Below are 25,178 nucleotides of genomic sequence, written 5' to 3' on the forward strand. Positions count from 1 at the left end.
GAGACAGGAGGATATATAAAAAAGAGGATACATATCTAAAAATATATATCCTCAGATTATTTAAAAATCTATACTAAGTTAAATGTTACCAGAATCTCCTATGAGGGAAAAACGGGAAAAATGGAAAAAATGGAAAAAATAGAAAAAATGGGGAAAATCTTCTACGAGGGAAAAAGAATGGATTGGGATTGCCTCCCCAATAACCATCTTCTAAATAATAACCATCTTCTAAATAATAATCATCTGGCATAATAGTCACCTCCTATATTGAAAGACTGATTATTTAAATCAGCCTATGTTCTTTAGTAAAACAAATGGGACTATTATATTTAACTTATACTTTATTTATATTCTGTTATTTTGAGAATGTTACTCCAAAGTAATATTTTTTATATAGGTTAGTAGAACTATGAAAATAATAATTATGAGTTGTCCTAATAGGAGTTTATGATCCTCAAATAAAATTGGAGCTAGGTATAAAGTAGATAAAGTAACTGCATCTAAATATATAACTAAAGATGGAGAAGTAAGTAAAGAGGATGCTGTAGTAATAGAAAAGTAGGACACATAAAGATTAACTGCGAACGAATATATTGATAGTTTGGAAAAAAAACACATAGATTGTCTATGTGTCAAAGATCATTTTTGAGTTGATTAATTTGATTTTGGAGATCTTCAATTTGCTTTTGTTTTTCTTCTAAAGACTTAAGATTTTGTTGTTGAGCTGCAATAGAAGATATTATAGATCCAACTGCAGATACGAAATTACCCAATACGTTATTTTCATCTGCTGATCTTTCTTCTGAAAGTGCAAATGCAACTAAATTTGCCAAAGCAAGCAATTCTTTAGGACTTAGTGAATCAAAAAGTGACATTATAACTCACCTCGAATTAATATATTATATTCAGATGATTTGGGCGTAGTTACACTTAAGAGACTGTATTTCAAAATAATCTAATAACGTACTTCAATTATTAAATCTATGAGAAATCTTGGTGTATTAACTATAGTAGTTATAGGAATAACAATAGCATTATTTAGAGCTGCAGATAAAAAAAACCTAATGGTGTATGTGATATAGAGTGTGAAGATTGTAGTGAAAATGATTGGTGTGCACTATGCAATATGAAGGAGGACAAGTAATGAAAAATAGAGTAAACATACTACAATGACCTAAAAAGTCATGTAGAAAACGCAATAAGTGATGTAACTAAGTTAGAAACAGCTCTTATAGATATAGGGGATAATGATTAATGAACTAAGCATAAATTTATTTGGCATAGATGGCATGAAGTTAGATATGATATAAACATGATAAAAAGATGATATTTTAATGATAATATGGACATGTTAAAATGATAGTGTGGAAAATTAGTTAAATAATTCCAAGGGATGTGTTGCCACTTAGGGATTACATACTGGTGGCAACAGTACTAATAAGCACTTAGAAAAACCTAGGGGCTTATTTTATTTATAAAATACTAAAAGTAAAGTTTAATTTTTAATAACTTAATAATTTATTAATATTTTATTTGATAATATTGCAATAATCACTAGTATAATGTATAATAAGAATTGTCCTAAGTTAACATAACTTAGAGGAAACTAAATGAAAATAGTAATTCAGTCCCTTTAGAAGCATTAGTAGGAATACTAGTGCTTATTTATTTCACAAAATATTAATAGTATTATAATAAAAATTACATAAATTGGTATTAATATGTATATGAGGGCAAAGCCGCAATACCTCAACGTATCCTTATTAAAAGCATCAGTAGAAATACTGGTGCTTATTTGTTTACAAAGAATTCTTATAAATGAAATAAATATGTAACAATTGTATTTTATAATAAAGTTGTGGGTTTTCATTAATCGTATCCCTGCGCGTATGTATGCGAAGTCCTTTTTAGTGAGGCACTTGGTTAACTCCAGGTGCTTATTTGTTTACAAAACCTTAGGAAAGTAAATAAATAATATATAATAGTCCCCCTGTTATATATATAAATAAGCATTGGTAGAAATATCAGTGTTTATTTTTATTCAAAAATAGTTATCAACAACATATTGTGTATAATGTGGATAACTAATACTATATATTGAGTAAGGAAGTGAGAATATGCTAAGTATCTATACAAGTTATAAATGTAGGACATGTAAACTAGAATTTGTATTACTAACAGAAGATGTAGACAAGATGGCAAAAGGTAGATATTTAGCAGGTTATCAGATAGTGTAGTTAACAATGATATGGCAAAAAATATAGGTAGTGCAGTAATAGATGATATATTATATAAATTAGCTTTTAGCAATTTTAAATTAATAGGAGATCCTGAGATAAAATCTATTAGAGTAAAATCTGTTACATATTCTAGTAGTGATTGCCCAGCAGAGGTTATAGTATTCTAGCATCTATTATACCTAATACTGATAATAAAGAACAAAAAAATGTAGATCGATTTATTAGGGAGGAATTAAAGAAACAAGGTATAGCTATAGAAGAAAGAGATAGTACGAAGTGGAGCTTTAAAACGACTGTGTTAATATGGCTGAGAAATGAAGTAGGGCATACAACAAAAGAGCCTGTATCTAAATTGATGCAGGCTTTAGTTAAGATGTAATAAATGTAAATGTTATGTAACAATTTTCCGATATAGACATAACATGATATAGTAATGAAGTTATAAAAGGAGATTATAGATGAATATGAATTACATGATGCCTCCATGTATGAATTATATGAGGCCTATGAGGAGTCCTTGCGATAAGCACATGATGCCAACGATGAGCCCTGGTGATAGCCACATGATGCCAAACATGAGCCCTTACGGTAGCCACATGATGCCAACAATGAGACCAGAGTATTTTCTAGAAAGAGTTCGCCCTCTAGTTAGATATGGGCTAAAAGAAGCAGAATTTACAAATCCAAAACATGCAATGACTGAAGTAACTTTAATTGCTTATCTAATGGGGATGGGATATGATATTAATACGGCACGTACATTAGTTGAATCTTGGGAAATAGATGAGGTATTTCCGGAAGAAAGAAAAATATAGATCCATAGTATATAAAGAAACAGACTGGGTATTCTTTTCCGAGTTATTAACTTTTTAGGTTGTTAACAAAATAAATGAAAAGAGGTTGCTAGAATTTTATCTAACAACCTCTTAACCGTTAATTTAACTTAGTGCCGAAGGAGTGACACAAGGGTTATCCACACTTTTTTTATAGTGGTATAGAATCAAACTTTAAATTAACTTCTATATCATCTTCATAAATTATAACAGAATCTACATAACTTGCAATGAATTGTTTTACCTCAATTAAGTCCTTATTAAGCACATGGATTCTTTGCTCCTGAAGCTTCTTATCTATTTGCTCAGGAGTTACTGCTTGTGACTCTAATTTTATTTTAATAAGCTCATATTCATATTTAATTCTTTTAGTTCTTCATCCAGTTCAGAAAGTCTCGTCTTAAAAATAGGTTGATCATAGCCTTTAGCTATAGCAGCTACTATATTATTTTGTTCAAAATTTATTTCATTGATTTTTGATTTTAGTGAATCGAGTTTTTTAGCTTCTGACTGTCTTTTAGTTTTTAAATAGTCGTTGAGTTTATGACTTAGATCAAGTAGGACTTTTTTACTAAAGATGTTATTAATTAAATTATTAAAAACTATTTCTTCTAAAGCATCTTTTTCTATTTCTTTATTTCCACATCTTCCATTGCATCTATACATAACATATATCTGACCACTGCCATTATGCTTCCTATTACCGCAATAAGGCTTACCACAGCAGCCACAATAAATGAGTCCACTAAGTAAATATAATTCTTTAGCCTTAGTTGTTCTTTTCTTTAAACAAAGCTTTTCTTGCACCTGTATAAAGGTTTCAGTATCTACTATTTGTGGTATGCCACCAGGGATAGAAATAACTTCATCTTCAGATTTTCGGGAGCGGTTATTTCTTTTACCATCAATGTTTCTGGAGTTTCTTTTATTAAAAGTATATATACCAACATACTTTTCATTACTAAGAAGATCATGGAGGGTAGGCTCTGTGAAGTTACCGCCAAATCTTGTTTTAACTCCAAGATTAGTAAGAGTCTTAATTATATCTTTATACTTTGTACCATCAAGAAACATCTTAAATATCATCTGAACATAAGGAGCTTCATTTTCATTTACTATATAAGTCTTAGTTATAGGATCTACAGAGTAACCAAAGAGAACATGTCCACCATTAAACTTACACTTATAAGCATTCTCTCTCAAACCCTTCATAGTCTCTTTAGCCAAGTTTAGAGAGTAATATTCAGCAAAGCTCTCCAGTATACCTTCCATGAGCTGACCTTCAGGAGAATCGTCTATAGACTGTCCTGAGAACACAACTTTTACATTACATTTCCTTAAACTATATTTATTAATAGCGGATTCAATTCTGTTTCTAGCAAATCTATCTACCTTATGGCATACAACTACATCAAATAAACCTAGCTTAGCATCCTTAAGCATTTGCTGGAAGGCTGGTCTATCATCTGTTTTACCTGATATAGCTTCATCCATATAATCTTTTACTATTTCTATATTATTTTTCTTAGCATAATCATGATTAAATCTTATCTGTGCCTCTATACTTTCTTCTCTCTGCATAGTAGAGCTAAATCTATTATACGTAACCCCTTTTAACATACAGGTTCCTCCTAATCAAAAAATAATAAAAACCCAATACACAAGTGTATGGGTTTCGTGGAATCTGTATCTTAAAAGTGAAAATAACTTTCGTGGGTTTCTTTATATTAGGATAGCAGAGGGGCTTACTTATGTCAATAAAGAAAAACTTTTTAGATAAGATTGATTTCAGTTATAAATTTATGCTCTATAAAATAAGTTATAGACCTAATGTATCTAATTCGTTCTAAAGAATAATACTAAATTTTATACTTATAATATTTTTGATTATGTACAATAAAAACACATAATGCGTTAAAAAAATAAGGTTATGTGTTAAAAAAATGAGGTTAAGCGTTAAAAAAATACATGAAAGTGTATATTTTCTCTTGGGTTTGTGATAATATATAGGAAGATAGAGGTGAAAATAAATGAAAATGATACCAGAATTATTAAAAATTATTGAAGGAGGTTTAAATAAAGACACAAGTTTGGTAAAAAGTTATGCTACTTTAATGGCTGAAAAATTTGAAAAAAGTGGTGAAGAAAAAGTGGCTGAGAGGATAAAAAAAGTATTAGAGAAGTCTTCTATACATCCTGTATACTTGGATGAATTTGTTTCAAAGCCAGTTGATAGAGATAGTAGATTAGAAATGGTAGATGTTGAAATTACACCACCAATTCCAGAAAAAATTGTTCTACCTAAACATATAAGCAATCAGGTAGAAAATTTTATTAGTTCTTTAAAGCATAGAGATGAATTTATCAAAATGGGTATAGATTTACCAGAATCATTATTATTATATGGTCCTCCTGGATGTGGAAAGACAAGTGTTGCTAGATACATATCCAACAGGACACAACTTCCTTTAGTTGTAGCAAAATTAGATGCATTGGTTTCATCACTACTTGGAAATACGGCAAAAAATATAAGTAAAATTTTTAATTATGCTAAAAATAGACCTTGCATTTTATTTTTAGATGAATTTGATGCTATTGCAAAAGCCAGAGACGATAAGCATGAAGTGGGTGAATTAAAACGTGTTGTAAATAGCCTTTTACAAAATATCGATGAATTTAATAAGGAAAATATATTAATTGCTGCAACTAATCATGAAAATATGCTAGATCCAGCAATTTGGAGAAGATTTTCAAATGTTATAAATATCTCCTTACCTGATGAAGAAGAAATTATACAATTACTATTTATGTTTCTAAAAGAAATAGATGTTGAGTTTAAGGATGATGCAAGACAGTTAAAGATTATAATAAAAAATTTAATAGGTTTATCACCAGCTGATATTAAAACTCTTTGTTATAATACTATTAAAAACATTATAATAAATAATCAAAAAAGTTTAAGTTACGGAGCATTTTTATATAATATTTATTTGCATAAAAATATTTCTTTTTCAGATAAAGAAATAATTAATTTTCTATATGAAAATGATGTTAAACAAAAAGAAATAGTAGAGATACTAAATGTTTCTATAAGACAAGTTAGAAAGGAAATCAAAGGTGGAGGTGAAATTTAATGAAAGATAACAAATTGCCTATCAAAATTATAAGTAAAAGAGAAATTGTTGATGAAAGAAAAACAGAAGGTGGGGGTGGAAGTGAACCACCGAGTTTTGTACTAAGTGGGAAGAGCCTCAAGCTAAAGGCCGAACTGTTACAAAAAGATTTGGTTAACTTAAAAAATGATGTAAAAGAAAGTTTTCAAAAATACAGAGATTTGCCTGTAGTTATGAAGGCTAAAATTAATGAAGATGCAACAGCCAAGTCACATAGGGAAGAATTACAAAAATTAATTGTAAATAACGATGCTACTAGAGTATTTGGACTAAGTGAAGATTATGAATTATTGGTGAGGGTTGATAATTTAGCTGAACTTAATAATATTGAAAGAAATATCAATGACCTTGATAGAAATTCCTTAGCAATATCAGGCATTGAATATATGAAAATTTTTCAACCTGTTGTTGATTTAAGTAATATTGATGAAACTAATAAGGATAATAATTATAAAATTAGATTACAAGATTTTAATAATAAGCAGTTAAATGAATATGTAGAAAAAATATTTTTGCAGATACTTAAAAATAATAACATAAAGTTTTTGAATAAGACAAAATATACGAAAAAGTTAGTTATATATAAGGTTACTTGTGATTCCATAGATAGCTTGGAAAGTTTAGCTGATTTCACCCCTGTAGCTTCAATCGAGCCAATGCCAAAGTTTGCAGTTGGAACAGATAGTTTTTTTGATGACAGCGTATTTGAAGTACCAAAATATGAGGACGAAGTAAAATATCCAACTGTTGGAGTCCTAGATTCTGGAATAGATAGGTTAACTCAATTAGGTCAATGGACTATGGAAGAAGGTTTTACTAGTGTTCCTAGTAAATATGCAGATTATTCTCATGGAACGTTTGTTGGTGGTATTATAGCATTTGGAGACTTATTAGAAGATAAAAAATATACAGGTGTAAATGGATGCAGGTTATTTGATGCGAATATAATACCTGATAAAACCAAATTTCAAATAGATGAGGATGATTTGGTAGATAGTATCAGGGAAGCTATTGATGATGCTAATATTGAACAAGGGCTTAATATAAAAGTTTGGAATCTATCACTTGGATCAATTATTGAGTGTTCACTAAATAAGTTCTCGGATTTTGGAATAGCTTTAGATAGTATTCAGAAGGAATATGATATTCTAATAGTTAAATCAGCTGGAAATTGTAAGAACTTCTTATCGGGGAAGCCAGTATCGAGAATCGCAAGGGGAGCAGATTCAGTCCGAGCTCTTACAGTGGGTTCTATTGCTCATGAAAAATCTGTAAATGATCTTTCAGATTTAAACCATACATCACCTTTTAGTAGGATAGGACCAGGACCAATGAATATTATCAAACCAGAGCTGGTGCATTATGGTGGAAATGCTGGAATTAAAAATGGAAAGCTTTGTTTTTCAGGAGTTAACTCTTTTTCAAGAAGTGGAAATGTTATAAAAAATATTGGAACAAGTTTTTCTACCCCAAGAGTTAGTGCAATTGCTGCTAGTTTATCAAATAAAATAAATGAAGAATTTGATCCACTATTAACTAAAGCTTTAATGATCCATTCTGCAAAGTATCCAATAGAAGTAGAAATGGATATAAATGATAAATTAAATGAATTAGGATTTGGAATACCTAAGACTTCTGACGAAATTTTGTTTAATGATAAGGATGAAATAACTTTAGTAATTAGGGATAGTTTGACAAAAGGTGAATATATAGAAATTGCTGATTTTCCATATCCCAAATCACTAGTTGACGAAGGATCAGCATATGAAGGACAAGTTTTTTTAACTGTAGTTGCAGATCCAATATTAGCAGAAAGTGAGAATGCTGAATATTGTCAATCAGATGTTGAAGTTAAATTTGGAACTTATGATGAAAAAGAATTTAGAGATACTAGTATTCCAAGAATAAAAAATGAACTTGGAATAGTTGGAAACAAGAATTTATTAACTTCTAGCTTATATAGTAAGAAAAAGTCTCCTAAGGATAAAAAAGAATTTGCAACAACAGAAAGAATGAAAATAAAATATAGTGATAAATACTATCCGGTAAAAAAGTATGCGGTTGATTTATCAGAATTGACAGCTGCTAATAAAGAAAAATATACTGAGACACCAAAGTTATGGTATATGAGGATAGAAGGATTATACAGAAAGTTTGCAGAAGAATTAGGTAAAATAAAAAAGCAGACTTTAACCCAAGAGTTTTGTGTAATTTTGACAATTAGAGATCCTAAGAAAAGAGGAAAGGTTTATGAAGAAGTTGTAGAACATTTAGATTCATACAATTTCATTCATAGAGATATAAATGTTACTCAGAATATAGATATATCTATAGAAGATTAATAAACTTAGTTTCACAAAACATTGATCATTGGAGGTAAACTTATGATAAATCCTGTTATATCATATATTTCTCAGAATGCTGCTGATATTATAAAAGATATTATATTTGCATTTATTGGCGTGTTTCTTGGAATAGTTTTTACGCCTAAAGATTCGGATCAAACCAGAAGTAGTAATATAACATTAGTCCAAGCTAAAATAATAATTCAACAAATGATTTTATATGATAACACACAAACAAATACTCAACAAGTCTCTAATAACCCACAAACTTCTAACAATAATGATGATTCTTTATTTTATATAATGATTGCAGTAATATTTATATTATATACAAAATATCACATAGTGATGATAAATTATTTTACTGCGTTTACATTATTAGCTTTAACATGTACAATCACTATAGCTATTAAGCTACATATGAATAATAATCTTGATAAATTTAATAAACACTGGCTAATATTATTATTTTTTATTATTTTAATTGATTTTGCAAATCTAGTTCTGATGTCAAAACAGAGTGTTATAACTGGCGGAAATATTTCCTCATTTCTTAAGGTTTTATACTATGTTTTAGGTTTTATTATGTCTATAATTCCTAATATATTTATGATATTAATTTTAATTCATTTATTTGCATTTAACTCGTTCATTGTTAGAAGAGGAAAGATCTCTTTATATTTTTTAAAAAAGACAAAGTCGTTTACTAATTCACCTAAAGCATCAACAGCATTTATCACACTTTTTTCTATTTTAACAGTAGCACTTTCTTCAGGAGTTGCCTACAATCTTATCACTTACTTAAATGAAAAAAATGTTAATAGTTTTATAAATAATTTTTCTAGATAAATTATGTGAAATTTATAGATTTAGGAAATTCAAAAGCCAAAGGTAGTTTATCTTTGGCTTTTGAATTTATAACATAAAATATAGTTTTTTAAAGGATTCATATAAAGTAAAATACTTAACAACTAATAAGAATATAGAAAACATAAATAGTATTGGTATAAACAAACTAACTGAAATAGTAAAAAAGAAGGATAAAGAGCAAATGTAAAATTTACTTTTAATCCTTTCTTGAACGATATAGTTATTTTAAACACTATAGATAATTAAAATTAAACATTATTGCAAATATAAATTTTAAATTACCTGTTATGTGAAACTAGATTATAACTTAATATCCATGGATAACTGAGAAGAACTATTTATAAACTCATTAAAAATTTGTTTAATACTTATATCGCATTTACATATTAATTCGCCTATATCATTTATTGATTTAATTGTGTAAAAAGTTTTTTCGGGTATGAAATACACTAAAATATTTTTATTTAACATAGCAAGATTGATTATATTATTAAATGTGCCTTTACTTTTTCCATTCCATATCATAAATCCGTAATCAGCTGATTTTGCCATTTCTAAGTCTTTTGCAGCATAGTAATCAAACCCTTTTTTATCTGAGCTAACTTCTACTTTAATTACTTCCCATTTTCCAATGTTGTTCCTTGCATTTCCTTTAGTTGCATAAACTTTAATTCTATTATAATTTAATTCATAACAAAACTTTTGTATAGCTTTATCAACACCATTAGCGTCTCCGACTAATATAGTAAAATTATTAAAAATGATATTTTTTAGTCGTTCTTTTACATGCTTATTTAATAGTGAAACAGCTCTGGGACCTGCTATAAACACATTCATTATATCACCTTCTTGTTTTAGTCATTGTTAACACATAAATGTTTAATATATTTGGGTCAGTTCTTAATACTTTACATGCTTCAGTTAAAGTTGCACCTGTTCTAAAAAGATCATCAATAAGCAATATACTTGCAGTTCTAATGAATTTCTTGTGTTTAGATATAGAACCGGAAATAGCATTATATTTCTGGGAAACGTCAACATTTTTTGATTCTAAATCAGTATCTTTAGATAATATATCACATGTTACTGGTATATTCAATTTTTTTCCTATACTTTTGCTTAATTCATAAACAGGTTGAAAAGGTCGATTTTTTCTAGATGGAGGTATAGGTATTATTATATCTACTTTTTTATTTACATCCCAGTTCAAAAGAAAAGTACATGCTAAGTCTGTTATTTGTGAAATTTTATCTTTATTTTGATGATATTTTAAATCATAAACGAGCTGACCAATATCGCTTCTTACTGTATCAAATTGTGGACGTCCAAAAGCATCATCACCAAGATAATTACTCGATATAGTATGAAAATCTAATGCATAACCTTCATTCCAGTTTCCTGTTATAATAATTGGATTAATTGTCATTTCATGTTCCCCCCTACATTTATTTGAAAAAGAATTATTAATTGCATAAAATAGCAAATTAATTGAAATATTTACTATGCACACTATAATTCTACATAAAATGTAAAAGTCCTCTAAAAAGGATAAATAGCAATCTAAATTACTATTTATCCTGGATTTTATTATCTGTTATCTTAAATACCTAGATTTCGTACAAATATAAAATTCATATTTGTATATAATTACCTGTTATTATTATCAAAAATATCCCATAGACATCCAATATTTTAGGTGGAGCCTGCTGGAATAATATGATAAGTCTAAAAATGACAACACTAAAGAAAACTAAAATTTAGTTTCTAATTTTGGATTATATTGTATGATTGAGCTACTTTATTTGACTTCATATATTAAAAGTGAGCTGTTCATATTTAGGGGTGCAAAGTGCGTTAGCAATTAGAGTTGATAGCTTTGTTAACGGTGGAATATTAACTTTAATTCCTTCAGCAGTTCTTTTAACAAAGCCTTTTATATTACCAATACTTTTAACTAAAACTCTTACCCCTACGGTTTCAAGTTGAGTTCCATATAAAACTATGGATTTAAACTGGCTTATCAGATTGTGAGTTATAAATACTAGCCATAAGAAACTATAGATACCATAAAACTTTGAAGTTCTAAGGTTTTTTATGTTATATACATTCTTAGCCATCTTGAAGAAAGCTTCTATAGTTTGACGTTTATTATAAAAGTGAAATAGTTCTACTGAACTCATCTCGCGTTTACTTATATTGCTTACAAGTAAAGAGTATTTTAATTTCCCTTTTTTAGATAACGTCTGAACTATAATATACCTAACACCGTTATTTTCAGGAAGCTCATATACCCATGCAGCCTTATCGGCTTGAGTGTATTCTGAATAAGATATATTTTTTGCAAGGTTCTTAGCCTTAACAGTAGAATATCCTTTGGTAATAAACTTTAATTTAGGAATGGAAAGTAACTTTTCAATATTCTCCAATGAACCAAAGCTACTATCTGTTCTTAAAATTAAATTGCCCTCACGAAGTTGATCCTTGTATTTAGATAGAATAGATGTTAGTAAATCAACATAGTGCTTATTACAATGGGTACTTCCTAAATCTAAGAACATGGCTACTGTTTCAGAATGTTCTCCTGTAAATGCGGCAGCTAGTTGATAACCACTTTGATTTTTCTTTTTAGCAAAGTAACCTTTTTCAGCTAACTCAAAAGTCTTACCATTAGCAATTAGCCCTGTTTGGTCACAGTCTACGACCACTCTTTGAGTGGAGTGAATAGAATTGTTGTGTTCCATAAAAAGCTGGTGATGAATATTTTGCAACTGACTAGTACTGTCAGAATCCATACGTGTAAGTAATAAGTTAATTTGTGATTGGTCTGGAATTTCATCCATATCAAACATATTTGCAGCAAGCTTTTCTACACCAAGTTTTTCATTGATATCTTTTGTGGTTTCACAACCAATTACTATAGACATCATAGTAATAATAAGCTTTTGATAAACTGAATACTTTACCTTTTTCATTTTAAGTTTAAAATTTTCAAAGGGCTTAAAAAAGTTGATTTTCAAACCAAACTGCATAACTGCAACTAGCCAAGTGGAAGTAGTTTCTTCTTTACAGTTATCTTGAGAATAGGTAATATTATTCATAGGGATAGTACCTGCCTTTCTTTAGTTTTTTGTGGTAAGAAAATTATACTTCAAGGCTTGGTATTATCCTTTATTTATTTTTTGGAAACTAGTTTATGGAAAACTATTAAGTTTTGTTTGTACAAAACTTAGGTAAATAATTATTAAGTAAGAAAATTATATATTTGCTTAGATCTTTGATATATTTTATAATTTTAACAAACTCGCTATGATACTCTACCTAGAATATTAAATCTTAATTGAAAGTATATATAATCATTTTAGAAGGTTTATTATTTAGGGGACTAGATATGAATATTCATAAATATCTTATCTTATATTATGAAAATAAAATATAGTTACAATTCTAGCATATATTAAAATAATAGCTAAAAAACCTATTTTATATACAAAAAAAATTTTAACTAAAGAATATCTTTTAATTTTACTGAACTAGACTTTCCGCCCAAATTACACATATATGAAAACTCATCCAATAGATAGGCATTCATAAAATCCTTTATAAAGCAGTTAACACAGATATTTTTTTCTTCTCCAAATTTAATACCATACGGTTCTTTTGGATTTCTTGTAATCTCTTGAGTTAAATAAATAACTTCATTTTTTCCACATACATCACATGTACATATATAACTTTCTTCACTAGGATTGCTACAGCACCACATACCTAATTCATCGTAATAAATGTTATAACTTTCCCAACCGATTTGATTAAGTATATAGAGTTCATTTAATTTATCTCCAATACAATCATAACAGTAAGAGTTTTTATCTTGTCCACTTTTTAATATTATGTATGCATTATTTTTACCACAGCTTACACAAGTATGAGATTCTCTACTACATTCAGCTGTTAAGTATTTTCTCGGATCGTTAACTGTACAAAATTTATCTTCATCTAGGGTTACTATATAATGACTCAGTGGATCAGTTAACTTAGAATTACATAGGCTACACTTACTACCACGTATTTTATCTATACCTCCCATAATCCAAAGTCTTGTGAATTCACGCTCCAACTCTTTTACAATTAAAGGTTCATCAATTCTTAATGCATATTCCCAGTTATCTTCTGTAGCTGCCTTAGTAAAATTATATGATCCAACGTAAGCTATGTTATCTAGTATTATGAATTTATGATGCATATTGCTATATGAAGTTTCATCTCCCAAAATCACAGTATGAATATCATATTTATTTGCAATTAGATTAGATATTCTTTGTTTATATTTTGTATCTAGCTTATTGAAAATAAATCTTGCATGATATGCTGCAGATTCTTCCATTGCAGTAAGAAAATCTTCATCACTAAAATATGCCATGCAAACGAGAATTCTATATTTTGTATTCTTTATATCATTTATTATATTTTCTTTTATTTCACATTTAGATCCCGGTCGAGTGAAATATATTTCTAGCATAAAAAACTCCTTTCAATATTTTGTATAGGATTATATTATAACATGTACATACTTCCATATATGACTTATAGTTCTATATATCACAAAAAACCTTCATAAAAAGACAAAAAAGAATAAATAGCAATTATAAATTTACTATGTATCCTTCTTCGTATTACGAGTCAACTCCGCATAAGTCTCAATAGAAGACCTTATAATCTTTAACATCATTTTACATATATGTATTTAAGATCCAATGTCATCTCGTCAGCATCTCTCTCTATATATGTACGATGCATATCCACACCTATAATATATCCCATCTCAGGCATATCAGAGACTATATGTTTTATTTCATGTACAAAAGTATGACATTGAGTTTCATAACTTACATTTCCATTTAAAATTAAATGATAATTATTACGCCTACTTAAATACACAAAACCTAATACACTTGCAGGCATATTAAATGCTACAGAGGTTTTAACATTATACGCATTCATAACCTCATGAAAGGGGATATCCTCATTTAAAAGCGATTTTAACAAAGCTTTATCAAGTATTTCTATAGACAATAAAAGCCACCTCCACGGATGTAATAATTAAAAGATATTAGCCATCATTTCTATCTTCTTCATCTTCAATTGCTTTTATAATTCTCATTATTTGCTTTATATCCTTCGGAGCTAGATCTTTAGTTTGCTTAAAAAGTAGTTTTAAATCTTCTCTCTCTTTTAATACGTCCCAAAATTCAGTTAGTTCTTTATCATCATCTAAAGCATTGGATATTTTATCTGTGGAACTATTTCTTACGTCGGTAAGTCCCATTAACCAGTCTAGAGATACATTATAATCAAGAGCTATTCTTTTCTTTAATTCATCATCAGGTTTACTAGATCCTGATTCATACTGAGATATTGTTGACTTTTTCAAATTATACGGTTTCCCAAATTCTTCTTGTGTTAAATTGTTTTCAGTACGAAGCATCTTTAATCTTTTTCCTAATATATTTTCATTATCATTCATTTTTATCCCTCATTTAGTTTAAAAATATTAAACTTTATATTTTTAATAATAGCATAAACAAAATAAATATTGCATAATAGTTTTAAAAAATTAAACTTTAATATGAAAAAGTATTGACGGTTTGAAAAACTAAAACTAAGGAGGTGATAAAATGAATTTACAACTTCTAGCTAAAATAAGAGATAAGAAAGGATTTTCTCAAGAGTATATGGCAAAAAAATTAAATTATTAAAGTAAAGGAAGCTATTGTCTTATAGAAAATGGTAAATCAAAAGTTACAGTAGATTTAGCTGTAAATATAAAAAATATATTAAATTTGAGTGAAGATGAATTTAAAGCTATTTTTTTTGAAAATAAAGTTCTAGAAACTCAAACCGAAGTGATCACACAAACTCAATTAATATAATGAAAGTTTAAAAAATAATTCATAAGTAAACAACTTTTCAATTCATAACCTTAAAATTCAATTCAAAAGGTTATAAAAATAAAGTCACATCAAAAACAACATAAAACTTAAAAACTAAATATGATTTAAAAATTTAATAAGGGTTTCGTGGAACAAAGTAAATATCTTAATAAAACATTTTATAAAGCGAGGTACTTTACAGTGAAAATAATTTTAACAAGAGATGGAATTGAAAAAAGTAAAGAAAATACAGGGTGTGTATTTGATGAAGGCCCTGCAATAAAATTCTTAGCTGAACTTTTTAAAAATAAAGAAATAGAAGTTAAAAGAGAGGCTAGAAATATGTAGTCCACGCTGAAAGGCATTTGGAGGACTACGGAGGGAGATAGGAAGTTTTTAAGAACTGTATCTAACTATATTATAAATGCTTAAATTACAAATAACTATGAATTGAATTGCAGAAAGAAGGGAAAAAACTTGTATAAAGATTCTAGAAAAAAGGCTGGTTTAAGTATGGAGGAAGCTGCATTTAGACTTCATATATCAGCTAGAACATTAAGTAACTATGAAGATAACAAGACCATTCCTTCACCAGAAGTAGCTTTATTTATGGCAAAAGAGTACAAGCAACCATTTATAACTCAGTTTTATTGTAAAGAGTGCTGTGCCATTGGAAGAGCTTACAGTTATGAAATATTAAACAACATAGATTTGGATTTATCCAGTGTTTTAATGAGTTTACAGACAGAGGTATATGAAGCAATGCAGGTATTACCTAAGATGTTTAAGCTTATAAGAAATAAAAAACATAGAGAAGATTTTACAGATGGAGAGTGGAGAGAGTTTATTACAGCCTTACATGAATGGATTGATTTAGAACATAACATTGAGTGTTTAAAAGTAGTTTTTAATCAGTTTTCAGATGTGGCCACCATAATACAAGAACACAATAAAAAGTGTATTGATAGACATTATGCAGATAAAAACAAAGCAATGGTATAAAAAAAGAGCACTTTGCAGAGTGCCCAAAAACAAATTTTCGTTATCCCTATTATAAGGGAATATAAATTATTAATCAAGAGAGGAGATCTTTTTATGAAGTTTCTTTCAAAAGAACATGAAGAAAGATTTAATCAATGTATCTTAAAAGATAGAACAGCATCTACAGATGTAGAAAGATATGCATTATTTTATATACTGTCAGGAAGTAAGGATATATGGAGAAAAGGTGTAGAAAAGTTTTATAGCTTTGAGAATCAAGGCATCTTAAAGAGCGGTTTAAGAATTGACTTATGCACCAGTAGCAGAGCTTCAATAAAGTTAGCCTTTAACCTTTATAATGGAGCAACCATAGGTAAGGATATATCTGTTATGGATATATTCACATCACTGGATACAGAAAATAAGAAACTAGCTTTAACAGCAATAGAATACAGAGTTATGGGGTGTAAGTAATGGCTGAAGTATTAGAAAACATTATAGATATGATGCACAATGCTCCAGATAAAAGATTAGAACTAGCATACGTTATTGAAAAGTATAGAGAAGATGGAATTATAACTTTTCTTCCTTTTAGAGCAGTTAAAACTACTTGAACAGGATATTAAAAGAACTGTTAAAACAAAGAGCTGAATTAAAACTTATATGAGCTAAGGTATATAGTTTTTGTACCTTAGCCCTTATAGTATGGCATACAGTAATAGGTCGCAGATTAATACTAGCAATTTTAGGATAGGAGAGGATTTTTATGGCTCAATTTAGATATGTTTATACAAACTTTTGGGAAGATCCAAAGGTAAGTGAAAGTTTTACACCAGAGGATAAGCTTTTCTTTTTATACTTACTTACCAACCCACATACAACTCAAATAGGAATATACAGAATAACTAAGAAAGTTATAGCCTTTGAAATGGGTTATTCCATTGAATCTGTAAATAGTTTAATGGTTAGATTCCAGGATCATCATAAGATCATTAAATATAATGATGAGACTAGAGAACTAGCAATTAAAAATTGGGGTAAGTTTAACCTTAAAAATGGTGGTAAACCAATAGAAGACTGTGTAAAAAAAGAATTTAAAGAGATAGAGGATAAAGCTTTATTACTTTATGTTTTAGACAGCATTAATAATATAAAGATAAAACAGCTTTTTATTGAGGAATTAATTAAGTATGGAGTAATAAGTAATCCTAATAATACAGATGATAATGAAGTTGTTCCTAGTGACGTTAACGAGGGGTTACACGATAAGGATAACGGTACGTGTTACGATACGTCGCCCATAGGTGGACAAAAAGAAAACAAAAAAGAAAATGAAAATAAAAAAGATAATATATATAATAATTTTCAAAATATAAACAATCCTGTGAATATTGTGGATAATGTGGATAACTTAAATAAAAATTGTGACTTAAATTCATCAGATGAATCATCTGATACTCGAAGCACTGTACCCTATGATGAAATTATCAACACTTTTAATAGTATTTGTGTAGCTATGCCTAAGGTTGAGAAGTTATCTAATGCTAGAAAAAGAACTTTAATAGCTCACTGGAATGAGTATAGAGACATAAATGTTTTTTCTAAGTTATTTATTAAAGCTCAACAAAGTGATTTTCTTTCAGGAAGAAGTGGAAGATGGCAAGGCTGTAGTTTTGATTGGCTTATAAAAAGTTCAAATATGATTAAGGTGTTAGAAGGCAACTATGATAACAAGGCACAAGTAGTCCAAGATCCTAAGGGTGGAACTTTTAATAATTTTAAACAAAGAGATTATGATTTTAAGAACTTAGAAAAGCAGTTGTTAGGATGGCAATAAAGCTATGGTAGCTTTAACTGATCTTGAAAACAGTTATTAAAAACCTTGGATTAGGTATTGGATTATGCTCTTAGTATGCAGGATGCTATAGGTTATAAGTATCCAGAGGAACTTAACTTGTTAAATGCCTGTAGGATAGTTGGAACTTTAAAAGAGCAGGAGAGGCTTAAAGATAAAGCTAGAATAGGTACAAGCTAGTAAATTCTTTTAAAGAAGGTGTAAATATGCGGTTCTATGATAAGTTTAAAAACATTCATGAGATATTAAAGCTGTATGGATGCAAGGCAACCTATAAAGAACATGGAGAATATTCGAAAGAACTTGTCAGCGTATTAAACGTAGAGCCTTAAATAAAATAATAATAAGTGTATATGGAATATAAACTATAAAGAGTTGCTTATTCGAATCCCAATACCATATTTTGAGGTGTTTTGTAAAAATAATATAAAAATAGAGGAATTTTTATATTTTATAACGAATATGGGATATAAAAGGGGGTGAAAATGTGAGTGAAGTAAGTTTAAATGTAAATATTAATAATTCAACATCAACTCAATCATATTTTGATGGAGGACTTTTACAATTAATAGGATATAACATATTAGGAATTATAATAACAGTATGTACACTAGGAATCTGCTTTCCATGGGCAGTATGTATGCAAATTAAGTGGAAAATAAAGCATACAGTAATTGAAGGAAGAAGATTGAGGTTTGATGGCACTGCTATGGGTCTATTTGGACTATGGATAAAGTGGTGGATATTATGCATAATAACCGTTGGAATTTATTCTTTTTGGGTAGGAATATCGTTAGAAAAGTGGAAAACAAAACATACATATTTTGCTTAAAATAGAATAAACATCAATCAATTATCTAAAAGTGTACTAGTATAATTGCTAGTACCTTTTTATTTGTAAAATAACATTTTTTATAAAAGTTAAAATAATAAAAAATAAGCTTGCTTGTAAGGTGTGGTTTATAAAAATTAAATGGAGAAGTTATGTAATATGTGTATGTAATATAGTTGTTTTATTGACGTAATAGTGTCTAGCTAGTGGCTGTTCAATAGGTATGACTTATTAGTATAATGTTATTGTGGAAAAAATAAAAACAGATGTGCAACAATAGGGATTACATATTGGTGGTACAATAAAGCACTTGGTTAACTCCAGGTGCTTATTTTTATTATGAAATCATGGTAGCTACTATATTTTTGATTTATTTAGAAAATATTCGAAATTTTATGAAAAATAATTGAAATTTTATGTTGAATGTTGTATAATTTAATTATAACTAGGAAATAATTATAAGTTTATAATAGTTGAAATCTTATAGTATTTTATACTATAAAATATTCATATGAAAAAATGGGGGTGCTTATAGTGAGAGAAGAATTACTCAGAAAGATAGAAAAAACAAGAGACTATATGCATGACTTGATAAACAAAAGAGGAAGTTTAACTGATCCAGAAGTGGTATTAGCAAGCCAAATACTAGATTGTGAATTGAATGAGTATAATAAGTTATTTAACTAGAAATTTAATATACATAAATAAAATAATTATTATGCAATAGAGCTCAGATTTTGGGCTCTATTTATTTTTGCAAAAAAGGGGATGAAAATATGTGGACCATGAATGAATCTGAAGCGTTAAAACTAGTTGCAACGCAGGGTGTATTTGCTCTGCTTTTTTGTTACTTACTTTTTTATGTACTTAAAGAAAACTCAAAGAGGGAATCAAACTATCAAAATATTATTAAAGACCTTACTAATCTTCTACCAAGTATAAAGCAGGATGTTGAGGAGATTAAAAATAAAATATTTAAATAGGCTTTAACAATTCACAAGTAAAAACATAGTTTAAAGAGGAGGGTGATTTTTATGAGTAAATTTGCAATTGATCCTGGTCATGGAGATGTAAATGGGAACTTAGGAGGGGACGGCGGAGCAGTAGGATATTTAAATGAGCAAAACTGTGCATTAGATGTAGCAAATAAGGTTATATCTAAGCTTCAATCTTTGGGGCATGAAGCATGGAATGTAAGACCTTCTAGAGCTTCAAGTGTTACGGATAGCTTACAAAGATGAATGATTTATTAAAACAAATAATTGCAGATGTATGTTATATAGGAGTTACAACTATAGCTGGAATAGCTACTTACTATGGAAAGAAATTTATAGATAGTAAACAGGATCTTATAGAAAAACAAAAGGAAGCTTTAAAGCAGCAGATAGGAGATGCACAATATAAGAAAGATGTAGATACTGCAAAAAGGATAGTAAGCTCAGGTGATATTTTCGACATAATAAAATCTGTAGTTGCTGATATGAATAAAGATAAAGAGAAAAAGAAAACAGCTTAAAATGTAGTCTGTACTATTTCACAAAAAATAAGAAATCCACACTTTATAAAAAAGTGTGGATAACCATGGTGCCGAAGGCGGGACTTGAACCCGCACGTTGTTGCCAACGACGGATTTTGAGTCCGTTGCGTCTGCCAATTCCACCACTTCGGCAAGGAACAAAACTATAATAGCATATAGAATAAACATAGTCAAGGGGTAAAATTCATTACAAAGTATTTTATATAAAGTGAAATTTCAATCAGATAGGGTTTTAACCCAACTAAACGAATAAAGAGACGTAGCCACCCTTTACTCCAAATTTGGAGAAGATAGGAGTATTAGAGTGGGTAGTCATCGGATAAACTATGTCATAAAATTCTTAACACTTTTAATTATCAACTTTTAAAAATGTTAAATATCAATTTCAGGAAACCAAAGTTTAAGTTCTCTTTCTGCACTATTAGGACTATCAGAAGCATGAACTAGATTCCTATTTTTTTTATTACCAAACTTTCCTCTAATGCTGCCCATGTCTGCATCTAAAGGATCTGTAGCACCGTTTACTTTTCTAGTTAAATTAATAGCGTTTTCACCTTCGATAATCATAGCAATAATTTTGTCTTCTGTAAGATAACTTATCAAATCATTAAAAAATGTTTTATCTTTATGTTCTATATAGTGTTGTTCTGCAGTATTGTAACTTGCTTCTATCATTTTTAGAGCTGATATAGTAAGATTTTTTTCCTCATAAAAGTTCACTATTTTACCTATAAGTTTTCTTTTCACTCCATCTGGTTTAATTAATACAAGGGTTTTTTCAAACATGCAACCACCTCCTTATTTAATGTATATGAAGGATATTGTATCATAAATTACAAAGGTTTTCATAAAATTTTTTATTATTTAGATTATATTGGTATAAATAGTATAGTTATTACTTATTTATTAATAATATTTATATTTTGTCAAAATTTTATGTATATAGCTTTTGTTTCAATTTTTCTACAAAATCTATTGTGATAAGAACCTAGATTTGTTAAAATGTAATTGTAAAAGAAATTGTTTTTTTATGTATTCGTGGGAACGAATTTAACCCAGTGGGTTAAAATAGTACATTTAGAACTTAACACCTAGTAATAGGAGTTTGTTCTGAACAACAATAATTTTATCAAGTAGGAAGGAGAATAAAAAATGATTTATTCAGCAGAAGTTGAAGGAATGAGTTGTGTAGCTAAAGGCCCAAATCATGGACCAGCACCAATTCCACAAGAAGGAAAATGGGTACAAGCTAAGGAAGTAAAGGATATATCAGGTTTAACACACGGAGTAGGTTGGTGTGCTCCACAACAAGGTGCTTGTAAGTTAACTTTAAATGTTAAAGACGGAATTATAGAAGAAGCATTAGTTGAAACAATAGGATGTTCAGGAATGACTCACTCAGCAGCTATGGCATCAGAAATACTTCCAGGAAAGACAATACTTGAAGCGCTAAACACAGATTTAGTTTGTGATGCTATAAATACAGCAATGAGAGAACTATTCTTACAAATAGTATATGGAAGATCACAGACTGCTTTCTCAGAAGGTGGACTACCAATAGGAGCAGGTCTTGAAGACTTAGGAAAAGGATTAAGAAGCCAAGTTGGTACTATGTACGGAACAAAGGCTAAAGGAACTAGATACTTAGAAATGGCTGAAGGATATGTTACAAAAATAGCTTTAGATGCAGATAGCGAAGTTATAGGATATAAATTCGTTCACCTTGGAAAAATGATGGAAATGATAGGAAAAGGAATGGACGCTAACGAAGCTATGGAAAAAGCTACTAGTCAATATGGTAGATTCGATGAGGCTGCAAAAGTTATCGATCCAAGACATGAATAATATATAAGGAGGACGCGAAAAATGGCATTATTTGAAAGTTATGAAAGAAGAATTAATCAAATCACACCAGTGCTTGAAAAGTATGATATGAAGACTTTAGAAGAAGCTAAAGCTATTTGTGATGAAAAAGGAATAGATGTTTATAACATAGTTAAATCAACTCAGCCAATATGTTTTGAAAATGCTTGTTGGGCTTACATATTGGGTGCTGCTATAGCTATAAAGAAAGGCTGTACAAAAGCTGCTGATGCTGCTGAAGTTTTAGGAGAAGGAATACAAGCTTTCTGTATCCCAGGTTCAGTTGCTGATGACAGAAAAGTTGGTTACGGTCATGGAAATTTAGCAGCTATGCTTTTAAGAGAAGAAACTAAATGTTTCGCATTCTTAGCAGGACACGAATCTTTCGCTGCTGCAGAAGGAGCAATCAAAATAGCTGAAAAAGCTAATAGAGTTAGAAAAGAACCATTAAGAGTAATATTAAACGGTCTTGGAAAAGATGCTGCTTATATAATCTCAAGAATAAATGGATTCACATATGTTCAAACTAAGTTTGACTACTATACTGGAAAGTTAGAAATAGTTAAAGAAAAAGCTTATTCAGACGGACCAAGAGCAAAAGTTAAATGCTATGGTTCAGACGATGTTAGAGAAGGTGTTGCTATAATGCATCACGAAGGAGTTGACGTATCAATAACTGGTAACTCAACTAACCCAACTAGATTCCAACACCCAGTTGCAGGTACATACAAGAAAGAATGTGTTGATCAAGGAAAGAAATACTTCTCAGTTGCATCAGGTGGTGGTACTGGAAGAACTCTTCACCCAGACAACATGGCAGCAGGTCCAGCTTCTTATGGTATGACAGATACAATGGGAAGAATGCACTCAGATGCTCAGTTCGCAGGTTCTTCATCAGTTCCAGCTCACGTTGAAATGATGGGACTTATAGGTATGGGTAACAACCCAATGGTTGGAGCTTCTGTTGCTGTAGCTGTTGCTATAGAAGAAGCTATGAGCAAATAATAAATAACTTGCTTCTAAAGCATGAAGAAAGTGCAGTATTAGATTCTGTATTACTTCATGCTTTTTTTCTACTTTATAAAATTTTTAGTAAAGGTAACTTAATGGATAAAAATAAAATATTAAAGTAAAAAAAGATTTACGTATGTCTTCAAGTATAGAAGAATAAAAATTTAAGGAATCGTTTAAGCAAAATTAATAGTTAAAGAAGGTGTGCCAATTGTCCTTACTTAATTTTGAAAAGGTATCATATATTAATGAAAATAAAACTATATTAAAGGACATATCAATAAATATTAATTATGGAGACTTTATCTCTGTAGTAGGTCCTTCTGGAAGTGGAAAAAGTACATTTCTAAAATTATGTTCACAGCTTATAAGTCCTACTGAAGGAAATATAATTTTTAAGAATAAGTCCTATATGGAGTATAATCCAATAGAATGGAGAAGAAGTATAGCTTATTGCTTTCAAACTCCTTACCTTTTCGGAGATACTGTCATGGATAACCTAAACTTTCCATATTCAATAAGAAATACTAAGGCGGATTTAAAAAGAATTCAAGAGCTTTTGTTAATTTTTAGGGTTAACGAAGATTGCTTAAATAAGAAGGTAAGGAATCTGTCTGGGGGAGAGAAACAAAGAATCGCACTTATCAGGACTTTGTTGTTTAAACCAGAAATACTTTTGTTAGATGAGGTTACTTCAGCCCTTGATGTAGAAAATACTCAAGTTGTTGAAAATGTAATTCAATCTTTAAATAAAGAAGGGATTACTATTCTATGGATAACTCATAATCCTGAACAAAGTAAAAAATATGCAAATAAAATACTATCTATAGAAAATGGTAAGATAAAATCTTTGGAGGTTTTAAAATGAATGGTAGCATAGCAATGGATATTTCTTCACTTTTAATTTCTTCATCACTTGTATTGGTTTCTCTTCTTTTCTCATATTTTCAGAAGCTTAATCTTGAAAAGGAAACAATTGTTGGTGTAATTAGGGCTGTAATTCAATTAGTCATTGTTGGTTACTTACTTAACTATATATTCGGTTTGAGGAGTCCACTTTTTACTACATTTTTATTAATATTTATGATTTTTAATGCTTCTTATAATTCTGCAAAAAGAGGTAAAGGAATAAAAAATGGCTTATTGATATCTTTTATCTCAATAGCTGTAGGAACCACTACTACATTAATAATTCTTATATTTTCAGGAGCTATCAAATATGAGCCTTATCAGATAATACCTGTAAGCGGCATGATTATAAGTAATGCTATGGTAGCTTTAGGATTATGTTTTAAACAAATGAGAGAAAACTTTAAAAGCAAGAGAGAAGAAGTCGAAACGAAACTTTCACTTGGAGCAGATATTTTACCATCTTCTATAGAAATAATAAGAAACTCTATTAAGACTGGAATGCTTCCTACAATAGATTCTACAAAAACCTTAGGAATTGTATCATTACCAGGTATGATGACTGGACTTATTTTAGCTGGTACTTCGCCAGTTAATGCTATTAAATATCAAATAATGGTTACCTTCATGCTTCTTTCAACTACATCCATAGCTTCTTTTATAGCTTGTTATCTATGTTATAAAAGTTTTTTTAATAACCGTAAGCAGCTGATTTAAGCAAAGAGTATGGCACAAAAGTATCTAAACTTCAATGAAATATAAAGAATAAAATGTAGGAAAAAATAGAGAATAAATCTAT

At 29.2% G+C, this 25,178-nt stretch carries 32 protein-coding genes and 1 tRNA gene; 22 read left to right on the forward strand and 11 right to left on the reverse strand.

Features of this window, described 5'->3' with window-relative positions; translation table 11 throughout:
- Positions 1–85: 85 nt before the first annotated feature.
- Together HGI79_RS09720 and HGI79_RS09725 are read right to left on the reverse strand one after the other, a co-directional pair.
- Positions 86–250 (reverse strand): hypothetical protein, encoded by a 165-nt coding sequence (locus tag HGI79_RS09720; RefSeq protein WP_185650525.1) that lies wholly within the window; start codon positions 248–250, stop codon positions 86–88.
- A 382-nt stretch (positions 251–632) separates the two neighbouring features.
- Positions 633–875, reverse strand: coding sequence for a hypothetical protein (locus tag HGI79_RS09725; RefSeq protein WP_185650526.1), 243 nt, complete (start codon positions 873–875; stop codon positions 633–635).
- Positions 876–2,248: 1,373 nt separating this feature from the next.
- Here HGI79_RS09725 and HGI79_RS09730 point away from each other — a divergent pair.
- The 3 genes from HGI79_RS09730 (at position 2,249) to HGI79_RS22475 (ending at position 3,055) form a co-directional block, all read left to right on the forward strand.
- Positions 2,249–2,407, forward strand: a complete 159-nt coding sequence (locus HGI79_RS09730) for a hypothetical protein (protein ID WP_185650527.1) — start codon at positions 2,249–2,251, stop codon at positions 2,405–2,407.
- Positions 2,380–2,619: a hypothetical protein gene (locus HGI79_RS09735; RefSeq protein WP_185650528.1), complete on the forward strand. Its 240-nt coding sequence runs from the start codon at positions 2,380–2,382 to the stop codon at positions 2,617–2,619. The genes HGI79_RS09730 and HGI79_RS09735 overlap by 28 nt, the downstream gene beginning before the upstream one ends.
- A 79-nt stretch (positions 2,620–2,698) precedes the next feature.
- Complete coding sequence (locus HGI79_RS22475) at positions 2,699–3,055, forward strand: hypothetical protein (protein ID WP_207725752.1); 357 nt, start codon at positions 2,699–2,701, stop codon at positions 3,053–3,055.
- 351 nt (positions 3,056–3,406) lie between these two features.
- On the opposite strand, the gene HGI79_RS09745 is transcribed toward HGI79_RS22475, so the two are convergent.
- Entirely contained in the window at positions 3,407–4,693 is a 1,287-nt protein-coding gene (locus HGI79_RS09745) for a recombinase family protein (protein WP_185650529.1), read from the reverse strand.
- 410 nt (positions 4,694–5,103) lie between these two features.
- Here HGI79_RS09745 and HGI79_RS09750 point away from each other — a divergent pair, with 410 nt between their 5' ends.
- From HGI79_RS09750 to HGI79_RS09760, 3 genes are read left to right on the forward strand one after another with little or no spacing between them, the layout of a single operon-like run.
- Positions 5,104–6,207: an AAA family ATPase gene (locus HGI79_RS09750; protein WP_241428183.1), complete on the forward strand. Its 1,104-nt coding sequence runs from the start codon at positions 5,104–5,106 to the stop codon at positions 6,205–6,207.
- Positions 6,207–8,588 carry a S8 family peptidase gene (locus HGI79_RS09755; RefSeq protein WP_185650530.1) on the forward strand — a complete coding sequence of 794 codons (2,382 nt, stop codon included), beginning with the start codon at positions 6,207–6,209 and terminating at the stop codon, positions 8,586–8,588. The genes HGI79_RS09750 and HGI79_RS09755 overlap by 1 nt, the downstream gene beginning before the upstream one ends.
- A gap of 42 nt (positions 8,589–8,630) precedes the next feature.
- Positions 8,631–9,440: a hypothetical protein gene (locus HGI79_RS09760; RefSeq protein WP_185650531.1), complete on the forward strand. Its 810-nt coding sequence runs from the start codon at positions 8,631–8,633 to the stop codon at positions 9,438–9,440.
- A 321-nt stretch (positions 9,441–9,761) separates the two neighbouring features.
- Here HGI79_RS09760 and HGI79_RS09765 read toward each other — a convergent pair whose 3' ends face one another.
- From HGI79_RS09765 to HGI79_RS09790, 6 genes are all read right to left on the reverse strand, one after another.
- Positions 9,762–10,298, reverse strand: a complete 537-nt coding sequence (locus HGI79_RS09765; protein WP_185650532.1) for a hypothetical protein — start codon at positions 10,296–10,298, stop codon at positions 9,762–9,764.
- A 4-nt stretch (positions 10,299–10,302) separates the two neighbouring features.
- Entirely contained in the window at positions 10,303–10,887 is a 585-nt protein-coding gene (locus HGI79_RS09770; RefSeq protein WP_185650533.1) for a ComF family protein, read from the reverse strand.
- A gap of 382 nt (positions 10,888–11,269) precedes the next feature.
- Positions 11,270–12,559 carry a transposase gene (locus HGI79_RS09775; RefSeq protein ID WP_185650534.1) on the reverse strand — a complete coding sequence of 430 codons (1,290 nt, stop codon included), beginning with the start codon at positions 12,557–12,559 and terminating at the stop codon, positions 11,270–11,272.
- A gap of 404 nt (positions 12,560–12,963) precedes the next feature.
- A complete protein-coding gene (locus tag HGI79_RS09780) occupies positions 12,964–13,980 on the reverse strand; it encodes a phospholipase D-like domain-containing protein (protein WP_185650535.1) in 1,017 nt (338 codons plus the stop codon).
- Positions 13,981–14,186: 206 nt separating this feature from the next.
- The gene (locus HGI79_RS09785; RefSeq protein WP_207725753.1) at positions 14,187–14,534 is read right to left on the reverse strand and encodes a hypothetical protein; all 348 of its coding nucleotides are present in this window, start codon (positions 14,532–14,534) and stop codon (positions 14,187–14,189) included.
- Positions 14,535–14,571: 37 nt separating this feature from the next.
- Positions 14,572–14,985 (reverse strand): helix-turn-helix domain-containing protein, encoded by a 414-nt coding sequence (locus tag HGI79_RS09790; RefSeq protein ID WP_185650536.1) that lies wholly within the window; start codon positions 14,983–14,985, stop codon positions 14,572–14,574.
- 607 nt (positions 14,986–15,592) lie between these two features.
- Between HGI79_RS09790 and HGI79_RS09795 the strand changes: the two genes are divergently transcribed.
- The 12 genes from HGI79_RS09795 to HGI79_RS09845 all read left to right on the forward strand — a co-directional run bounded on the left by HGI79_RS09795 (position 15,593) and on the right by HGI79_RS09845 (position 20,575).
- A complete protein-coding gene (locus tag HGI79_RS09795) occupies positions 15,593–15,739 on the forward strand; it encodes a hypothetical protein (protein WP_185650537.1) in 147 nt (48 codons plus the stop codon).
- Positions 15,740–15,868: 129 nt separating this feature from the next.
- Positions 15,869–16,393 carry a helix-turn-helix transcriptional regulator gene (locus HGI79_RS09800; RefSeq protein WP_185650538.1) on the forward strand — a complete coding sequence of 175 codons (525 nt, stop codon included), beginning with the start codon at positions 15,869–15,871 and terminating at the stop codon, positions 16,391–16,393.
- 93 nt (positions 16,394–16,486) lie between these two features.
- A complete protein-coding gene (locus tag HGI79_RS09805) occupies positions 16,487–16,846 on the forward strand; it encodes a DUF6075 family protein (RefSeq protein ID WP_185650539.1) in 360 nt (119 codons plus the stop codon).
- Entirely contained in the window at positions 16,846–16,986 is a 141-nt protein-coding gene (locus HGI79_RS09810; RefSeq protein WP_185650540.1) for a hypothetical protein, read from the forward strand. The genes HGI79_RS09805 and HGI79_RS09810 overlap by 1 nt, the downstream gene beginning before the upstream one ends.
- 152 nt (positions 16,987–17,138) lie before the next feature.
- Positions 17,139–18,209, forward strand: a complete 1,071-nt coding sequence (locus HGI79_RS09815) for a hypothetical protein (RefSeq protein ID WP_185650541.1) — start codon at positions 17,139–17,141, stop codon at positions 18,207–18,209.
- A 57-nt stretch (positions 18,210–18,266) separates the two neighbouring features.
- The gene (locus HGI79_RS09820; RefSeq protein ID WP_185650542.1) at positions 18,267–18,407 is read left to right on the forward strand and encodes a hypothetical protein; all 141 of its coding nucleotides are present in this window, start codon (positions 18,267–18,269) and stop codon (positions 18,405–18,407) included.
- Positions 18,408–18,433: 26 nt separating this feature from the next.
- Positions 18,434–18,559: a hypothetical protein gene (locus HGI79_RS23230; protein ID WP_278046698.1), complete on the forward strand. Its 126-nt coding sequence runs from the start codon at positions 18,434–18,436 to the stop codon at positions 18,557–18,559.
- 155 nt (positions 18,560–18,714) lie between these two features.
- The gene (locus tag HGI79_RS09825) at positions 18,715–19,059 is read left to right on the forward strand and encodes a DUF898 family protein (RefSeq protein WP_313885202.1); all 345 of its coding nucleotides are present in this window, start codon (positions 18,715–18,717) and stop codon (positions 19,057–19,059) included.
- Between the two features lie 534 nt (positions 19,060–19,593).
- Positions 19,594–19,746, forward strand: coding sequence for an aspartyl-phosphate phosphatase Spo0E family protein (locus tag HGI79_RS09830; RefSeq protein ID WP_313885203.1), 153 nt, complete (start codon positions 19,594–19,596; stop codon positions 19,744–19,746).
- A 98-nt stretch (positions 19,747–19,844) separates the two neighbouring features.
- Entirely contained in the window at positions 19,845–20,042 is a 198-nt protein-coding gene (locus tag HGI79_RS09835) for a BhlA/UviB family holin-like peptide (RefSeq protein WP_185650590.1), read from the forward strand.
- 51 nt (positions 20,043–20,093) lie between these two features.
- Complete coding sequence (locus tag HGI79_RS09840; RefSeq protein ID WP_241428184.1) at positions 20,094–20,300, forward strand: N-acetylmuramoyl-L-alanine amidase; 207 nt, start codon at positions 20,094–20,096, stop codon at positions 20,298–20,300.
- The gene (locus tag HGI79_RS09845; RefSeq protein WP_185650544.1) at positions 20,297–20,575 is read left to right on the forward strand and encodes a hypothetical protein; all 279 of its coding nucleotides are present in this window, start codon (positions 20,297–20,299) and stop codon (positions 20,573–20,575) included. The genes HGI79_RS09840 and HGI79_RS09845 overlap by 4 nt, the downstream gene beginning before the upstream one ends.
- A gap of 66 nt (positions 20,576–20,641) precedes the next feature.
- Here HGI79_RS09845 and HGI79_RS09850 read toward each other — a convergent pair.
- Both HGI79_RS09850 and ndk read right to left on the reverse strand, forming a co-directional pair.
- Positions 20,642–20,728 (reverse strand) — tRNA-Leu (locus HGI79_RS09850).
- A gap of 240 nt (positions 20,729–20,968) precedes the next feature.
- Complete coding sequence (ndk, locus tag HGI79_RS09855; protein WP_185650545.1) at positions 20,969–21,382, reverse strand: nucleoside-diphosphate kinase; 414 nt, start codon at positions 21,380–21,382, stop codon at positions 20,969–20,971.
- Positions 21,383–21,748: 366 nt separating this feature from the next.
- Between ndk and HGI79_RS09860 the strand changes: the two genes are divergently transcribed.
- The 4 genes from HGI79_RS09860 to HGI79_RS09875 all read left to right on the forward strand — a co-directional run bounded on the left by HGI79_RS09860 (position 21,749) and on the right by HGI79_RS09875 (position 25,096).
- Entirely contained in the window at positions 21,749–22,441 is a 693-nt protein-coding gene (locus HGI79_RS09860; RefSeq protein WP_185650546.1) for an iron-sulfur cluster assembly scaffold protein, read from the forward strand.
- A 21-nt stretch (positions 22,442–22,462) separates the two neighbouring features.
- Entirely contained in the window at positions 22,463–23,464 is a 1,002-nt protein-coding gene (locus HGI79_RS09865) for a GGGtGRT protein (RefSeq protein ID WP_185650547.1), read from the forward strand.
- A gap of 217 nt (positions 23,465–23,681) precedes the next feature.
- Positions 23,682–24,338, forward strand: coding sequence for an ATP-binding cassette domain-containing protein (locus tag HGI79_RS09870; RefSeq protein ID WP_185650548.1), 657 nt, complete (start codon positions 23,682–23,684; stop codon positions 24,336–24,338).
- A complete protein-coding gene (locus HGI79_RS09875; protein WP_185650549.1) occupies positions 24,335–25,096 on the forward strand; it encodes an ABC transporter permease in 762 nt (253 codons plus the stop codon). The genes HGI79_RS09870 and HGI79_RS09875 overlap by 4 nt, the downstream gene beginning before the upstream one ends.
- Positions 25,097–25,178 lie beyond the last annotated feature (82 nt).

The organism is Clostridium sp. DJ247, from assembly GCF_014231265.1.

Bases quoted from the DNA above. Each gene is read 5' to 3' on its own strand.
- HGI79_RS09720 (WP_185650525.1), bottom strand. From the start codon at position 250: ATGCCAGATGATTATTATTTAGAAGATGGTTATTATTTAGAAGATGGT.
- HGI79_RS09725 (WP_185650526.1), bottom strand. From the start codon at position 875: ATGTCACTTTTTGATTCACTAAGTCCTAAAGAATTGCTTGCTTTGGCA.
- HGI79_RS09730 (WP_185650527.1), top strand. From the start codon at position 2,249: ATGGCAAAAAATATAGGTAGTGCAGTAATAGATGATATATTATATAAA.
- HGI79_RS22475 (WP_207725752.1), top strand. From the start codon at position 2,699: ATGAATATGAATTACATGATGCCTCCATGTATGAATTATATGAGGCCT.
- HGI79_RS09745 (WP_185650529.1), bottom strand. From the start codon at position 4,693: ATGTTAAAAGGGGTTACGTATAATAGATTTAGCTCTACTATGCAGAGA.
- HGI79_RS09750 (WP_241428183.1), top strand. From the start codon at position 5,104: ATGAAAATGATACCAGAATTATTAAAAATTATTGAAGGAGGTTTAAAT.
- HGI79_RS09755 (WP_185650530.1), top strand. From the start codon at position 6,207: ATGAAAGATAACAAATTGCCTATCAAAATTATAAGTAAAAGAGAAATT.
- HGI79_RS09760 (WP_185650531.1), top strand. From the start codon at position 8,631: ATGATAAATCCTGTTATATCATATATTTCTCAGAATGCTGCTGATATT.
- HGI79_RS09765 (WP_185650532.1), bottom strand. From the start codon at position 10,298: ATGAATGTGTTTATAGCAGGTCCCAGAGCTGTTTCACTATTAAATAAG.
- HGI79_RS09770 (WP_185650533.1), bottom strand. From the start codon at position 10,887: ATGACAATTAATCCAATTATTATAACAGGAAACTGGAATGAAGGTTAT.
- HGI79_RS09775 (WP_185650534.1), bottom strand. From the start codon at position 12,559: ATGAATAATATTACCTATTCTCAAGATAACTGTAAAGAAGAAACTACT.
- HGI79_RS09780 (WP_185650535.1), bottom strand. From the start codon at position 13,980: ATGCTAGAAATATATTTCACTCGACCGGGATCTAAATGTGAAATAAAA.
- HGI79_RS09790 (WP_185650536.1), bottom strand. From the start codon at position 14,985: ATGAATGATAATGAAAATATATTAGGAAAAAGATTAAAGATGCTTCGT.
- HGI79_RS09805 (WP_185650539.1), top strand. From the start codon at position 16,487: ATGAAGTTTCTTTCAAAAGAACATGAAGAAAGATTTAATCAATGTATC.
- HGI79_RS09810 (WP_185650540.1), top strand. From the start codon at position 16,846: ATGGCTGAAGTATTAGAAAACATTATAGATATGATGCACAATGCTCCA.
- HGI79_RS09815 (WP_185650541.1), top strand. From the start codon at position 17,139: ATGGCTCAATTTAGATATGTTTATACAAACTTTTGGGAAGATCCAAAG.
- HGI79_RS23230 (WP_278046698.1), top strand. From the start codon at position 18,434: ATGCGGTTCTATGATAAGTTTAAAAACATTCATGAGATATTAAAGCTG.
- HGI79_RS09835 (WP_185650590.1), top strand. From the start codon at position 19,845: ATGAATGAATCTGAAGCGTTAAAACTAGTTGCAACGCAGGGTGTATTT.
- HGI79_RS09840 (WP_241428184.1), top strand. From the start codon at position 20,094: ATGAGTAAATTTGCAATTGATCCTGGTCATGGAGATGTAAATGGGAAC.
- HGI79_RS09845 (WP_185650544.1), top strand. From the start codon at position 20,297: ATGAATGATTTATTAAAACAAATAATTGCAGATGTATGTTATATAGGA.
- ndk (WP_185650545.1), bottom strand. From the start codon at position 21,382: ATGTTTGAAAAAACCCTTGTATTAATTAAACCAGATGGAGTGAAAAGA.
- HGI79_RS09860 (WP_185650546.1), top strand. From the start codon at position 21,749: ATGATTTATTCAGCAGAAGTTGAAGGAATGAGTTGTGTAGCTAAAGGC.
- HGI79_RS09865 (WP_185650547.1), top strand. From the start codon at position 22,463: ATGGCATTATTTGAAAGTTATGAAAGAAGAATTAATCAAATCACACCA.
- HGI79_RS09875 (WP_185650549.1), top strand. From the start codon at position 24,335: ATGAATGGTAGCATAGCAATGGATATTTCTTCACTTTTAATTTCTTCA.